General features: G+C 51.0%; 9 protein-coding genes and 1 riboswitch. Of the genes, 4 read left to right on the top strand and 5 right to left on the bottom strand.

What is annotated here, in order from left to right:
• Positions 1-54: 54 nt before the first annotated feature.
• A complete protein-coding gene (locus L1278_RS09600) occupies positions 55-1002 on the bottom strand; it encodes a phosphoribosylaminoimidazolesuccinocarboxamide synthase (RefSeq protein ID WP_253403231.1) in 948 nt (315 codons plus the stop codon).
• 177 nt (positions 1003-1179) lie between these two features.
• Positions 1180-2664, bottom strand: a complete 1485-nt coding sequence (locus L1278_RS09605; RefSeq protein WP_253403233.1) for an SDR family oxidoreductase — start codon at positions 2662-2664, stop codon at positions 1180-1182.
• Between the two features lie 256 nt (positions 2665-2920).
• Positions 2921-3023: riboswitch (SAM riboswitch) on the top strand.
• 291 nt (positions 3024-3314) lie between these two features.
• Between L1278_RS09605 and L1278_RS09610 the strand changes: the two genes are divergently transcribed.
• From L1278_RS09610 to L1278_RS09625, 4 genes are all read left to right on the top strand, one after another.
• On the top strand, positions 3315-4649 hold the full coding sequence (locus tag L1278_RS09610) for an O-acetylhomoserine aminocarboxypropyltransferase/cysteine synthase family protein (RefSeq protein WP_253403235.1): 1335 nt from the start codon (positions 3315-3317) through the stop codon (positions 4647-4649).
• Positions 4649-5707 carry a homoserine O-acetyltransferase gene (gene metX / locus L1278_RS09615; protein WP_253403237.1) on the top strand — a complete coding sequence of 353 codons (1059 nt, stop codon included), beginning with the start codon at positions 4649-4651 and terminating at the stop codon, positions 5705-5707. The genes L1278_RS09610 and metX overlap by 1 nt, the downstream gene beginning before the upstream one ends.
• A complete protein-coding gene (locus tag L1278_RS09620) occupies positions 5688-6950 on the top strand; it encodes a homoserine dehydrogenase (protein ID WP_253403239.1) in 1263 nt (420 codons plus the stop codon). The genes metX and L1278_RS09620 overlap by 20 nt, the downstream gene beginning before the upstream one ends.
• A 266-nt stretch (positions 6951-7216) precedes the next feature.
• A complete protein-coding gene (locus L1278_RS09625; RefSeq protein WP_253403241.1) occupies positions 7217-7906 on the top strand; it encodes a hypothetical protein in 690 nt (229 codons plus the stop codon).
• Positions 7907-8005: 99 nt separating this feature from the next.
• Here the strand turns inward: L1278_RS09625 and lysA are convergent, their stop codons facing one another.
• The 3 genes from lysA to L1278_RS09640 form a co-directional block, all read right to left on the bottom strand.
• Entirely contained in the window at positions 8006-9151 is a 1146-nt protein-coding gene (gene lysA / locus L1278_RS09630) for a diaminopimelate decarboxylase (RefSeq protein ID WP_253403243.1), read from the bottom strand.
• Positions 9144-10475: an aspartate kinase gene (locus L1278_RS09635; RefSeq protein ID WP_253403245.1), complete on the bottom strand. Its 1332-nt coding sequence runs from the start codon at positions 10473-10475 to the stop codon at positions 9144-9146. Before L1278_RS09635 ends, lysA begins: the two co-directional genes overlap by 8 nt.
• 180 nt (positions 10476-10655) lie before the next feature.
• Positions 10656-14906 (bottom strand): T9SS type A sorting domain-containing protein, encoded by a 4251-nt coding sequence (locus L1278_RS09640; protein ID WP_253403247.1) that lies wholly within the window; start codon positions 14904-14906, stop codon positions 10656-10658.
• Positions 14907-15023: the final 117 nt, after the last annotated feature.

Consider the following 15023-nt stretch of genomic DNA (forward strand, 5'->3'; position numbering starts at 1 on the left):
GATCTACCAGTAAAGGATTTAAACGCGAATGTACCAAAATCCACGTTAATAATTCTAATTTTTCTCGTTAAAAATGTTTTCTACGATGTGATTCTCCATGCGTGAGAGCACATTATCGTAACTTTCTTTGTGAAACGGCTGCCCCGTGAAAACCTCGTAAAGCTCAATGTAGCGGTCCGAAATACTATGCACCACTTCGTCGGTCATTTCAGGCACGGTTTGCCCTTCTTTTCCCTGAAAATTGTTCTCGATCAGCCACTGACGCACAAACTCTTTCGACAGTTGCTTCTGCGATTCGCCGTTCTGCTGGCGCGCCTCGTAACCTTCCAGATAGAAGTAGCGCGAAGAGTCCGGCGTGTGGATCTCGTCAATCAGGTATACCTCGCCATTGTAATTGCCGAACTCATACTTGGTATCCACCAGTATCAGTCCGCGCTGCGCGGCCAGTTCCGTGCCTCTCGCGAAGAGTGCCCGGGTATAAGCTTCTAATTTAATATATTCTTGCTCAGATACAATGCCTTTTGCTATAATTTCTTCGCGCGAGATGTCTTCGTCATGCCCTTCGTCAGCTTTGGTGGTAGGGGTAATGATCGGCTCCGGCAGTCTGTCGTTTTCACGCAGACCTTCAGGAAGCGCCACACCGCACACACTGCGTTTGCCTTCTTTGTACTCGCGCCAGGCATGCCCGGCCAGGTATCCTCTGATCACCATCTCTACTTTGTATGGTTCGCAGCGGTAGCCAATGGTTACGTTCGGGTCTGGCGTCGATAGCACCCAGTTCGGCACCAGGTCCGAAGTAGCTTTCAGGTTGATGCTCGCTATTTGGTTTAATACCTGGCCTTTATAAGGTATAGCTCTTGGCAGCACCACATCGAAAGCCGAAATACGGTCTGTTGCTAAAACGGCTAGTCGGTTTTCAAAATAATAAACGTCGCGTACTTTGCCTCTGTAAAAACCGGTCTGCCCGGCGAAGGAGAAATTCGTTTCTTTTATGGCCTCCATTAGGTCTGTTAGGTTTGAGAAAGGCAAAGTTAAAATATTTTTTCTCGGTGAGCGTGATAAGGTATAGGTATAAATGTAAAATGCCTGCGCAGAAGGGGTAAGCATCTGAGTAAAGACACTGCTATATACTCTTAAGTATAGTGATAGTTTTATATTATGAAATCTATTGTTTGTACATTATCGAGAATGTTGTGTTGGCGGTGATAATTTGTCAAGAAGAGGTTCCTGGTAATGAATGATGTTGTGCGCCATTCCTTTAAAAATGACAAAATGAAAAGGCAACATGGCGTACCAGTATAGCCTGCCAGCCAACCCATCCGGGCGGAAAGCGGCCAGTTGTTCTAGGTAGTTGCCCTCGGCCTCGCGGCTTATTCTAAATTGTAACCAGGCCTCTCCTGGAAGTTTCATTTCAGCATAAAGCAACAGGCGCCCGACTTTGTGGTCTACTGCCAGCACGCGCCAGAAATCGATTGAATCGCCGGTCTTTACGTCGATTGGGTGTCTTCGACCACGCTGCAAGCCAACGCCGCCCACCATTTTGTCGAGCAGGCCACGTAGCTCCCACAGGAAATCAGTCTTGTACCAACCACGCTCACCGCCGATACGCAAAATGTTATCCATCACCTCCTCAGGGGCTCTGTCGAAGCGCATACGCTGCCGGTCGGTGAGCACGCCGTGTTCTGGTATTTGTACAAAATCCATAAAATCGAGTTGCATATTTCCACTCACCAGTGCATCCTTCCAGCTCGAGACCACCATATTCTGCTCCATCTTGGTAAAAGCCAGATTAAGCGCACTCTCGTAGCTCAGGCACTTGTGCGGGATTAACTGCTGTATGCTGCTGTCTTTCACAACCGCATCGTTGCGCAGACTCTCCACCAGGCTGCGGGCCAATGTGTAATTGGTGCTCGTAACAAAGTACAACCAGTAAGAGGAAAGCTTGGGTGTGAGCACTGGCAAGGTATAGATGCGTCGTTTCAGGTTTCGGACTTTAGCCAGTTGCAACAGCATTTGCTTGTAGGTGAGCACATCGGGCCCGCCAATCTCGAAACGCCTGTCATAACAGTCCGTGCGGCCGAGCACCTCAATCAGGTAAAACATGACGTCGCGTATGGCAATGGGCTGACAGCGGGAGTTGAGCCAGCGGGGTGTTACCATTATCGGAAGCTTCTCCACCAGGTCACGGATGATCTCGAAAGAAGCGCTGCCCGAACCGATGATAATAGCGGCGCGGAGTACCGTTAGCCTCGCTTTGCCCTGGGCAAGTACGTCCTCCACCTGCCGGCGTGAGGTCAGGTGCTTCGACAAATGCGCGTCGTTGGCAATGCCACTGAGGTAGATCACCTGCTTGGCACTAGTTGTATCAAGGTAGTTGACGAAGTTCAAAGCAGAAGCTTTCTCGGCCTCCCCAAAGTCTGCGGAGCCGGAGCCCATGGAGTGCACCAGGTAGTAGGCGGCGTCTATGTTGCGGGGTAAATCCTGCAGACTTTCCGGCTTGAGCAGATCTCCTTTTACCACCTGTACTTTGTCCTGCAGACTTTCCGGCAACTCGAAGCGACGCGGGTCCCGGACAAAGCAAACGACCTCGTGTTGTGCCTCTATCAGCACAGGCAGGAGTCGTTTGCCAATGTAGCCGTTTGCGCCGGTCAGGAGTATCTTCATCAGGGTTTGTCAGGTATTTTATACCTGCACAACAGGTATAGCTTCGTATTGTTATGAGAAAGCAATTATACTTATTCAAAGATAGTAAATTAACAGGTATAAGTGGTTTGTATTATACAGCATGTAAGTTGCTGATAGGCAGATGTGTGAAATTGATTTATTAGAGGAACTTGCAATTATTTTAAATAATTATTTGGATTATTTAAAATGCTGCTCTAGCTTTGCATCATCAAGTCTGATATCCCTTGTGGGTATCGATTTATAAAGAAGCGCGGAGAGACAGGCTCTGTGAAGCGCTAGCAACCAGCCCCGAGCAAGGTGCTAATTCCTGATTCCGGAAGTCCGGATGTATATAAATTGATAACGTTATGGAAAAGGGAACCAAGCCAACACAACTTCTTTTATTTTTTACACCGGCAGCTCAATGCCCGGTTCTTTCGCATGCCTATACCTGTGCTACTACCTGCTGTGGCCGAATGTGCATGTGTTGCTGCTGCTGTTGCTAGCGCGACCAACCCCCAAACTTTTTGCTGCAATGCCGTCGTGCCTCAGGTAGATCCTGTGAGCGTCCGACTGTAGCCATTTCATTGTTCTTGTCTTAAAACAAGCTAATCTATTCTATATTTTTCAAAATTTTAAACAGCACGACTATGTCTAATACACTTCATTTCGAAACGCTTCAACTACACGCCGGCCAGGAAATCGACCCAACTACTCGTTCCCGCGCTGTGCCCATTTACCAGACTTCTTCCTATGTTTTCAAAGACGCCGAGCACGGTGCCAACCTGTTTGCGCTGAAGGAGTTCGGTAACATCTATACCCGCATCATGAACCCGACCACCGATGTTTTTGAGAAACGCATTGCCGCTTTGGAAGGCGGTGTGGCGGCAGTGGCGGTGGCCTCGGGTCAGGCGGCGCAATTCATTGCGCTCAACAACATCCTGCAGGCCGGCGACAATTTTGTATCCTCCAGCTTCCTTTACGGCGGTACTTACAACCAATTCAAGGTATCCTTTAAGCGGTTAGGTATAGAGGTGCGCTTTGCCGAAAGCGACGAACCGGAAAGCTTTGCGCAATTGATCAACGAAAACACAAAAGCGATCTACGTGGAAACGATCGGCAACCCTCGCTTCAACATTCCTGACTTTGAGGCCATTGCTGCAGTGGCCAAAGCGCACGACATTCCGCTGGTGGTGGATAATACTTTTGGGGCGGGTGGCTATCTGTTCAGACCAATTGAGCACGGTGCTAACGTGGTTGTAGAGTCGGCCACCAAATGGATCGGAGGCCACGGAACCAGCATCGGCGGTGTGATTGTGGACGGCGGCAATTTCAACTGGGGCAATGGTAAGTTTCCGCAGTTCTCGGAGCCATCCGAAGGTTATCACGGACTCAACTTCTGGGAGGTATTCGGCGCTGACGGACCATTTGGCAACATCGCCTTTGCCACCAGGGCACGAGTAGAGGGCCTGCGAGATTTTGGTCCGGCGCTCAGTCCGTTCAACTCTTTCCTGCTGCTGCAAGGCCTGGAGACACTCTCACTGCGGGTAGACCGCACGGTGCAGAATACACAGGCGCTGGCCGAATGGCTGGATCAGCACGAGCAGGTAGAAAGTGTGAATTACCCGGGTCTGCCTTCCAGCAAGTACCACAGCCTGGCCAAGAAGTACCTGAAAAGAGGGTATGGCGGCGTGCTGTCTTTCAACCTGAAAGGCGACAAAAAGCAGACGGAAGTTTTTGTGAACAGCCTGCAGCTGATCAGTCACCTGGCCAACCTGGGCGACGCCAAAACCCTGATCATACACCCGGCCTCTACTACCCACCAGCAGCTTTCGGAGCAGGAGCAGCAGAGTGCGGGTGTAACGCCAACGCTACTGCGCCTGTCCGCAGGTATAGAGCACCTCGATGATATAATCGCTGACCTGGAACAGGCTTTTGCTAAGGTAGGTCAACAGAACAACCAAGCCGTTTTGAACGAAGCATAATGCCTGAACAATTAAATTTTCATTACCAGAAACAGTTTCAGCTGGAGTCGGGAGCCTCGCTTCCCGGCTTCCAACTGGCCTATACAACCTATGGACAACTCAACAGAGAAAAAAGCAATGTGGTGTGGGTATGCCACGCCCTCACGGGCAGCTCGGACTTCACCGATTGGTGGGGCGAATTATTTGGCGAGGGAAAACTATACGACCCGGCGGACTGGTTTGTGGTTTGTGCGAACACCTTGGGTGGCTCCTATGGATCCACGGGACCACTTTCGGTTAATCCGGAAACGCTGCAACCCTTCTACCACAGCTTCCCGCAGCTGACCAACCGGGACATTGTGCGTGCATTTGATCTGCTTCGGCAGGACTTAGGTATAGCGCAGGTGCATACCTTGCTTGGTGGCTCGCTGGGCGGGCAGCAGGCACTGGAGTGGGCCATTTTACAGCCGGAGGTTTTCCAGAACCTGATCCAGGTAGCATCCAATGCGCGGCATTCGGCCTGGGGCATCGCCTTCAATGAAAGCCAGCGCATGGCCATCCGGCAGGACCCAACCTGGGCGACTAATACACGGGAAGCAGGTATAGCGGGACTCAAAACGGCCCGTGCCATCGCCATGCTTTCTTACAGGCACTATACCTGCTACGAGGAGAGTCAGCAGGAGCCGGGCAACAGCATTACCGACGATTTCAGGGCGGCCTCTTATCAGGTATATCAAGGTGAAAAACTGGCCAATCGCTTCAATGCCTATACCTACTGGCTGCTCTCCAAAGCCATGGACTCGCATAACATCGGCCGCGACAGGGGAGGAGTCGAGAAGGCCTTGGGTCGCCTTCAGGCCAAAGCGCTTTTTGTCGGGGTGGACACCGACCTGCTCTTTCCGATAGAAGAGCAACAGCAGCTGCACCGGCTGGTCCCGGGCTCCCGCTTCGCACTCCTCCACTCCGGCTACGGGCACGACGGATTTTTAGTGGAAACGGCACAACTCACGCAGGCCATCCGGGAATTTTATGAAACAGAAACAGTAAAGCACATTCACTATGAAAATACAGAAGTTTAAAAAGCGCATCGGGCTGATCGGCTTTGGCTGCGTTGGGCAGGGATTGTATGATGTGGTAGAAGCCAACCGGCACCTGGGCTGGGAGATCGGCAGTATCTGCGTAAAAGACAAAGAAAAACCACGCTCCCTGCCAGCCTCCGCCTTCACCTACGATGTGCAGGAGGTGCTGCAGGATCCAAGCCTCGATATCATTGCAGAGTTGATCAGCGATCCCAAAGAGGCGCTTGTCATAATCCGGCAAGCCCTGCAACAGGGCAAAACCGTGGTGTCGGCTAACAAAAAAGTGGTTGCCGAAAACCTGCCGGAACTGATCCAACTGCAGCAGCGGCACGGAGGTGTGTTGTTGTATGAAGCCTCCGTGTGCGGCAGTATACCTGTGCTGCGCACACTTGAGGCCTACTATGGCTCGGAGCCGCTGGTTGAAGTGCGCGGGATTCTGAATGGATCTTCTAATTATATATTAAGTAAGCTGCACGCAGAGCACGGTAATTTTCAGTCTGCCCTGGCGCAGGCGCAGGAGCTGGGATTTGCGGAGGCCGACCCGTCGCTGGACGTGGAGGGAACGGATGCGTTGCACAAACTTTGCATTATGGCGGCGCATGCCTATGGTTTGCTGGTGCACCCGGATGAGGTGCTGCACTTTGGTATCCAGCACATTACCTCCGAAGCCGTTGAGCTGGCCGATGCATTAGGTTGCCGGATCAAGCTGGTCGGGTCTTTAAAAGCTGCCGCAGACGGAGAGGTTGCACTACAGTTGCTGCCAACGTTTATACCTGAGGGTGATGCTTTGTATGAGGTGGAAGCGGAATTTAATGGACTGGAGATAGAGGGGCGGTTCGCCGGGAAGCAGTTCCTGAAAGGGCGTGGTGCCGGCAGTCACCCGACCGGATCGGCTGTATGGGCCGATGTTGCAGCGGCTGTGCGCGGCTACCGCTATACCTACCCCAAGCTTTGCACCAGCCAGGTGTCTGCCACATCCGGAGATGAGCAGCTCACTGTTTTGCTACAAGGCACGGAAGAGCGTGTTGCGGAGTTACTGGAATTGCTGAAGCCTGCCATCCAGCACCAAACGCCAGACCAAAGCCAGGTCATCCTGTCACTGACGCCACAGCAACTAAGGCAACACCAGGACCTGCTGAACCAACGAGGTATTTTCGTAGCGGCCATACCGGCAAGTGTACCGCTTGATATAATACCAGAAGCGTTTAGTCAAACAGAGGCTATACCTATAGGAAGCTTATAAGTTTAACTTATGCTCAGCTAAGCGAGCTAATTTGGAAAATTTATTTAAGGTATGTCGGTTGTATAAGAATAATTCAATTTGTATTATTTAATAATTGTAATTTAAAATTGTACATTAATTGTATATATATCATGCAATTAATTGGTTTAGAGCTTTTGTGATAGTATTATAGAACATTTATATAAATAACGCTGTCATTTTCATCTGTTTATGGTTTGTCTATCGTACAATGAATATTTATGGACGATTCATAATACCTGAAAGCAATGAAAATCTATATACCCTGGCTCAGCTCTCTACTTCTGATAATTATATTTTCATCATGTAGGAACGACAACGTATCGCCTATCCGGAACGTGCGTTTTGACCCCGGTCTGTTAAATCCGCTGCAAGCGGCCGGTAGTATACCCTGCACTGCGCATACCTATTATTATAATGGTGCGGAAAAGTCGCTGGGCACGGTTTACAGTGGCATGATTCTTCTGTCGTTCAGCGACGAACTGAGTCATGAGCAGGCCACGGCCGCAGCGGCACGTCATGGGTTTATAGAGCAACTCGGACAGCCGATCCAGACAAACTCCGCCCGGCTGTATCCGGCCAAAATGGCTCCGGGCCTCAACTGCCGGCAGGTAGAAGTGGCGCTTTCTGAAATTTCAAAAGATCCGGCCCTGGACTACGCCGCCCCTTATTTTGAATCGGCAGGCGGACAGCTGCTAGGTGTATCAAACGAATTTATAGTGGTGGTAGAAGAGGGCAAGCTACCAACTGCACAGGTGCTGAAGCGCCTAAGTGGGGCAACCGGAACTGAAGTGGTGAGCGCCCTGAGCGAAGATACCTTTGTGCTGCGCGCCAATAAGAACTCCCAGGGCAATGCCCTTGAAATGGCAAACTTTTTCAACAAGCATCCGCTTATAAAACATGCTGAGCCAGATTTTGTGGTTTCGCTGGCCATGTAAAATACTTGATTGTGATGGTTTTGGGTTAAGAGTGAGAAAGCCCCGCTTCCGTAAATTGGAAGCGGGGCTTTCATTTTGTAGATGGGGTACGTTTAAGAGCTACCCTAGGTATACGGCGGCTGCCTTCTCTCTCAGATTGTATGACGAAGACATCACCTCACCATAAGCACCTGCCGTTCGGATCGCGATTAGGTCACCGCGGTTTGTCTCAGGCAATACGACCGCTTTTCCGAAGCAATCGGACGACTCGCAGATGGGGCCTACCACATCGTAGCGCTCTTCAGCACCTTTGCTGGTCAGGTTTTCTATTTTGTGATACGACTGGTATAGCGCCGGACGGATCAGCTCGGTCATGCCGGCATCCAGGATGGCAAAGTTCGTCGACACGCCTTTTTTAATGTAAAGGACCTTGGAGATAAGCGTACCGCTCTGGGCAACCAGGGCGCGCCCCAGTTCAAAATGCACCTGCTGGTTCGGGCGCAGTTCCAGAAACTGGTTGAACAAAGAAAAGTATGCCTCAAAATCAGGTATAGGCTGCTCGTCCGGGCTGTAGTAATCCACCCCAAGTCCGCCGCCCACGTTGATGTGCTCCAACTGTACCTGCTGCGATTCAAACCACTCCTGAAACTCGTTCACGCGCGTGCACAGGTTGCGGAAAGCCGACAAATCTGTAATCTGCGAACCAATGTGAAAATGCAGGCCGATCAGCGACAGGTTAGGCAGCGTTTTGAGCAGCGCCAGCACATCGGGTAGTTCCCAGGCATTGATGCCAAACTTGTTTTCTTCGAGCCCAGTTGTGATGTACTTGTGTGTATTGGCATTTACGTTCGGGTTGATGCGCAGCGCGATGCGGGCCGTTTTGCCTTTGGCCTCCGCCAGTTCGTTCAGCACGATCAGTTCGTGGCTCGACTCGCAGTTAAAGCAGAAAATGTCCTGATCCAGCGCAAAGTTGATTTCAGCATCCGACTTGCCCACGCCTGCAAATACGACATGGTGCGCCGGGAAGCCATTTTCAATAGCGCACTTCACCTCGTTACCGCTCACGCAGTCAGCTCCGAAGCCCGCAGCGCGCATTTCGTCCAGGATCGGGCCGTTTGTGTTGGCCTTCAGGGCATAGTGTACCTGAAAATTATACCTGGCGGCCTCCTGGCTGACCTGCTGCAGGGTTTGGCGCAACAGGTTGAGGTCGTATACATAAAAGGGAGTAGCGTGCTGCTGCAACTCCTGCACAGAGAGATTAAGCATTTTTCTGGTTCCTTTCAAAGATGCCCTCGTTCAACAGGATCAGGGATCTTTCTTTATCGGTTGTATTGATCAATAAGCTGATGTTGTTCTTGCTCCCGCCATACGAGATCATGCGCAACGGAATGTCTTTGAGCGCCTCAAAAATCTTCAGTCCCGAGCCACTGCGTTCTGCAATAAAATCGCCCACCACACAGATGATGCTCTGGTTCTGGTCAACTTCCACCTGGCCGTACTCCTGCAATTCGCGGGTAATTTCGGTCAAAAACTTCGGGTTATCAATAGTCAGCGACACAGCCACCTCGGAAGTCGTGATCATGTCGATCGGAGTCTTATACCTTTCGAACACCTCGAACACGCTGCGCAGGAAACCATAGGCCAGTAGCATACGCCCTGACTTGATCTTGATCGCCGTGATACCGTCTTTGGCCGCTACCGCCTTGATGCCGCCCTTTCCGGTCTGGGCCGAGATAGTAGTGCCGTGCGCCTGAGGCTGCAAGGTGTTGAGCAACCGCACCGGTATGTTCTTCTGCTTGGCCGGCTGTACGCTGGAGGGGTGCAGGATCTTGGCACCAAAATAGGCAAGCTCAGCTGCCTCGTCAAACGACAGTTCTGCGATCGGGAAGGTGTCTTTGACAACACGCGGGTCGTTGTTGTGCATCCCGTCAATATCGGTCCAGATCTGGATTTCGGAGGCATCGGCTGCCGCACCGATCAGGGAAGCAGAGTAATCCGATCCGCCTCGCTTCAGGTTGTCTACTTCACCAAAGGAGTTGCGGCAAATGTATCCCTGTGTGACAAACAAGGTGGTGTCTGGGTACTTCTCTAGTTCCAGTTTCAGGTTCTTGCTGATATAGGCGGTGTCCGGCTCCTCGTTCTCATCGATCTTCATGAAGTTGAGGGCAGGCAAAAGCACCGATGCTATACCTTGTTCTTCGAGGAAGAACTGAAACAAAGCCGTTGACAGCAATTCGCCCTGTGCCAGCACCGAACGCTCTTCGTAAATGGTAAAGAGGTCGAGCGTGAAAGAACGGATATGATCAAAATGTAGGGAGATCAGTTCGAACGCCTGCTTTTTCTTTTCGTCGGTTTGGTAGAGCGCTTCTACTACCTGTTTATATTTATCGTGTAGCGCGTCAATGAGCGCATTGGCTTCCTGGTTGGCATTCTGGTAGAGCGTTTCAGCTATCTGTACCAGCTGGTTTGTGGTACCCGACATGGCCGAGAGCACCACTATTTTAGGCGACCCATCGTTGATGAGGTCCGCCACCGCTTTCATTCTTTCAGCCGAGCCTACAGAGGTGCCGCCGAACTTTAAAACTTTCATCTAATCAGTCTGAAATAAAGGTATAGTCGGGAGATGGTCAGGTATATCCTTTTGCAAGGTATAATATGAGCAAAATCCGGCTGCAAATTTAATGAATTCAGGGCAGATGTGTCATAAGCAGTCAAAAAAGAAAAGGCAGCCATTTGCGGCTGCCTTTTCTGTGGTTGTTATACCTGGTTCTTAATTCTTCATGATTCGGGTGGTGGATTCCATACCTTCGCCCACCACTTTCAGGATATACATGCCCGACTGTAATTGGCCTAGCTGAAGCTCCAGCACGTTCACCCCAGCATCCAGATCCAGGTCTTTGACTATGACGCGGCGACCATTGATGTCGTAGATGGTCATGGCGGCGACCTGTGCCTCCGGTACTGTGAGTGTTACCTTGATCACGTCCTGGAACGGATTCGGATAAGCCTGCGTGGCCAGCTCGCGCGCCAGTCCTTTGGCATTTACCGCAATCACATTGCTGTAGGCGAACTGTCCATCGGTATCCACCTGCTTGAGGCGATAGTACACGGTGCCCTGCACTGGTGTGCGGTCAGTGAACTGGTACTTGGTTTCCAGACTGGTCGTGCCTTTGCCTTTCACCGTGCCAACTTTCTCGAAGCTCCTTGCATCTAGGCTGCGCTCTATCTCAAAGCGGTCGTTGTCCAGTTCCGAGGCCGTGAGCCACTCGAGGTGAGCCTGGTTGTTGCGGACCGTGGCTGTAAAGTATACCAACTCGACTGGGAGCGGGATGATGATCGGGGAGTCTTCATTGATCAAAATTGTCACTACCAGGTTTGTAACATCGCCCAAGGCGTCCACCAGTCTGACGTTAAGTTCATAGATGCCCGTTACAAGTAAATCTGGATTGCCCACTGTGATGTTACCGTTGGTAGGCGAGAGCACAAAGCCCGGAGGCAGCGTGCCGCTCAGCAGCGTAGCAGCCGTAATTCCGCCGTCAGTGTCCACTGTGTATGCCAGGGTGTCGCCGCTGATGTACTCATCCCTGTATTTAGGTGGCAACACCACATATGAGGCTTCACAATTCACTGTGATTCTGACAATATTAACTACTGGAGGAGTTGGTGTGCCGCCGCAAGTGGTCACCACCGACCATTGGAATTCATAGATACCTGAAACCAGACCACTGACAGTAGAGTTCGGGTTGTTTACATTAGCAAAAGTCGGATCGGCACTTCCTGCAGGTTTGGTCACGGTAGACCACGTGCCTACACCCGGTGCAGCCGATTGTGCTGCGAGAACAGCATCGCTGCCACAGACTTCCTGGTCTTCGCCGGCATTGGCTATACCTGGGTTGTTTGTAACTTCCACGGTGGCAGTTTGCAATACCCTGCGGGCCAGGCAGGAAGGACTCGACACTTCCACATAGAAGGTATAGGTGCCAGGTGTATTCAGAGCGGCTGAAGGTACGGTGATTATGTTGCCTGTGCCCTGTATTTCATCTCCAATCTGAGTCAGCGAGTTTCCAGGACCGACTTGAAATACATCATAAAGATAGTCGGCATTGGCTTGGGTAGACACATTGATTATTGCTGGTCCTCCAACGCATACCCTGTCATTGGTGGCAAACACCGGCCTGTCGATGGCTGGTCCGGAGATATTTGCCGTGTACCGTGCCGCATCTATCAGCACACACTGGTTGGTGTTATTGGTAATGACAACACTGTACGTCGCATTGAAATTAACCGGACCGGTTGATAAGTTGATCGTCGAGCCAGTGCCAGCAATTGGGTCACCTACCAACTCACCGGTTGCCTCGTTCAGTAGTTGATAGGTATAGCCTGATGCAGAGGTGCTGAGCTGCAGTAGGACAGTGGAACCTGCGCACACATTGCTTGTAAGCGGCACAACAGTATAGTTGGTTGGTGCCTGTGGCAGCACTGATTGGGTGATGGTTCCATTCAGGATAGCTTCACAGCTTGCAGGCAAAGCCTCTCCTGTAGCACCCATGATCCTGCGGGCTCTCACCGACAGCACTACATCTCTGTTAGCGTTTGTCGTGTTGCTGATCGGTCCTGACGTGATGGTAATCGCATCGCCCGTACCCATCACAGAAGCACCTGACTCTACTCCATCAACCAGTAAGGAGTAGATCACTCCAAGTTGCGAGGAGGCCAGGTCTACGACTACAGGTGTACTTCCTCCACAAATGGTGGCCGGCGTGCTTGATGTTACTGTGAAGGTGGTTGTCAGTGGTTCACATTCCACTATCACGCTTTCAGCAAATTCACTCTCGCACTGCCCGGTAGCCGTCACCGTAGCGCTTATCTCAGCACCTGGAAATATCTCCGTACGTGAGAAACCGGAGATGCTCCAAGTTCCATTCTCAGGTATAGAGATTGGGGTGAAGGGAGTACCGTCAATGTAGAGTGTCAATTGTGTGCCACCCGGGCCTGTTCCTGAGATCGTAGTGGCAGCTTCCAGGATGGGGCTGTTAATGGTCAGGCCTTCTGCCGATGTTTGTGGAGTAGCGGTGACAGGCTCAGAATCCGGACTTTGAGTTCCACCTGGGGCAGTGGCCCGCGCCGTGAAGGCTGTGCCCTGTGATATAGAGAGTCCGGTTACTGACCAGAAACCGTTCAGGTTAACAGTAGTCGGGGAGCCAACCGCTGTGCCACCAGCGTATACTTGGATCGATGTGCCGGCAGGTTCTGTTGATGTACCGGTTACAGTAGTCGTCACGCCGCAGTATTCCCCTGTGATGATGGGAGCTGTAGTTGCGCAGCTTGTTACGGTTACGCTTGATGACTCACCATAATAAGTAGTTGCCGTTCTGGCTCGGGCTAATAATGTGTTTCCGGCAGTGAAACCTAAATTGCCTGTGAAACTCCAGTTACCAGCAGCATCTGCTTGTGCTGTGTAGGCGTTGTCTGCTGTTGATACAAGGTATATTGGGCGGCTGTTAAGGAATACAGTCACGAAAGCGTTTGGCGCTGCTGTACCGGAAACTGTTGACGAACTGACGCAGACCGGAGTTGTAATTGTGGTGGCTGGGTTGGTAGCTGTCGTCAGACCATTTACGAACGGAGCGGATGGGTTTGACTGACAACCCGTGCCTATCTGTTGTGTTGCAGTAAACACGCCATTGCCAATACAGTTACTAGGTGCCTGTTGGGGAGTACAAATAACAAATTCCCATGTACCAGTGTTGCTTGCTGTTGTCGTTGTAACACCACCTACTAATGTTGAGAGAAGCACTCCATTTCTGTAAACGCGAATTGTAGCACCGGGTGCCGATGTTCCTCTTATAAGTCTTCTAGATCCATCTGCACCTGTGATTGTTGGAACTGGTGCATTACAAATAGTGCTTGTTACTATAACTGCACTGGATACTTCAGAAACCGGGCGGTTTGGTGCAGTGGCTGTTGCTGTGATGCGGTTACCTTCTGCCAATGTCACGCCACTAGGTAATGTGAATGTCCAATTTCCAGTAGCCGTTACAGCCGTATTGCCCAGCGCGGTGCCGTTTCGCTGCACCTGAATAATGGTACCGGCCGGTTCACGGGAAGTACCTGAGATGGCGGTTGCAGCAGTAGTTATTGGGAAATTGATAACCGGTGCAAACGTTCTAATCTGAGCAATTTCGTTTGCTACCAGGTTGTTGAGCGTTACAGGAGGCGTGACGCCAATAATATCACGCCAGGCTGCAAGCGCTTCCTGGTTATAGGTTCTGAAATCTACTCCCGCTACGTCAGCCACTAGGCTTAGATCTGAAAGTGCGCTGCGCCCAAGATTGAGGGTACTGGCTACCATGCGCAGGGGGGTGCTGGGAGTGATCCCATTGCCAAAAGCGATAATCGGGACATAGAAATCATAGAAGTAATCCGCGTCGCCGCCGCCAACAGAAGCTGCCTGCGCTCGTTGCGAGAACTGAGTGACTGCGCCACTAAAGAGTGTTCGTGATGAAGTGCCAGTGTGACCGATGAGCCTCACCTCAGAGTTTGAGAAGAGCACCACTTCATACTCAAAACCCGGATTTGCGCCAGTGCCTGCAAAAGTATTGTCTGAGTCGATGAGGACACTGTACCCTCGCGCAGCTGATGAGATACCGCCCACCCTCAGTCTGAACATGAGGTTTCTGCCAACAAAATACACCTGTAGGGGAGAAGGAGAGGCAAAGTCGGTGTGGCTACCGGCTGTTCCGTTTTTAACATCCCCCAAAGGCTCTGATGCCAGCGTAGGCAATGCCCGGTAGGGAATTTCACTGATCCCTTCTCCAATATCATTGGTGCCTGAGAATCCGGTGGCTGTTGTCGATATATAGTCGTCACCGTTTGGATCTAATATAACCTCCCCACCGTTTCTGGCTGACTGTACAATCATGCCAGGCGTTTGCGCAAAAGCGCTTGCGATCGTAACTACGAGTAAAATAGCAACCAACAGGCTGCTCCGTAGAAACGAGACTTGTATAAATTTTTTCATAGTCTGGGTAAAAGTTTGTTATGGCAAGTATTTAGTTAAAAGGTAATTAATACAAAAAAGTTAGTGTGAATCAGGCAGGTCATGCCCTATTCGCACTTTTAGATTGTATTGAGTTAT

The sequence above is a fragment of the Pontibacter sp. HSC-36F09 genome (assembly GCF_024171605.1).
GTDB lineage: Bacteria > Bacteroidota > Bacteroidia > Cytophagales > Hymenobacteraceae > Pontibacter.

What these genes read in the sequence shown, in the direction of transcription:
- L1278_RS09600 (WP_253403231.1), bottom strand. Translation starts at nt 1,002, where the DNA reads ATGGAGGCCATAAAAGAAACGAATTTCTCCTTCGCCGGGCAGACCGGT.
- L1278_RS09605 (WP_253403233.1), bottom strand. Translation starts at nt 2,664, where the DNA reads ATGAAGATACTCCTGACCGGCGCAAACGGCTACATTGGCAAACGACTC.
- L1278_RS09610 (WP_253403235.1), top strand. Translation starts at nt 3,315, where the DNA reads ATGTCTAATACACTTCATTTCGAAACGCTTCAACTACACGCCGGCCAG.
- metX (WP_253403237.1), top strand. Translation starts at nt 4,649, where the DNA reads ATGCCTGAACAATTAAATTTTCATTACCAGAAACAGTTTCAGCTGGAG.
- L1278_RS09620 (WP_253403239.1), top strand. Translation starts at nt 5,688, where the DNA reads ATGAAAATACAGAAGTTTAAAAAGCGCATCGGGCTGATCGGCTTTGGC.
- L1278_RS09625 (WP_253403241.1), top strand. Translation starts at nt 7,217, where the DNA reads ATGAAAATCTATATACCCTGGCTCAGCTCTCTACTTCTGATAATTATA.
- lysA (WP_253403243.1), bottom strand. Translation starts at nt 9,151, where the DNA reads ATGCTTAATCTCTCTGTGCAGGAGTTGCAGCAGCACGCTACTCCCTTT.
- L1278_RS09635 (WP_253403245.1), bottom strand. Translation starts at nt 10,475, where the DNA reads ATGAAAGTTTTAAAGTTCGGCGGCACCTCTGTAGGCTCGGCTGAAAGA.
- L1278_RS09640 (WP_253403247.1), bottom strand. Translation starts at nt 14,906, where the DNA reads ATGAAAAAATTTATACAAGTCTCGTTTCTACGGAGCAGCCTGTTGGTT.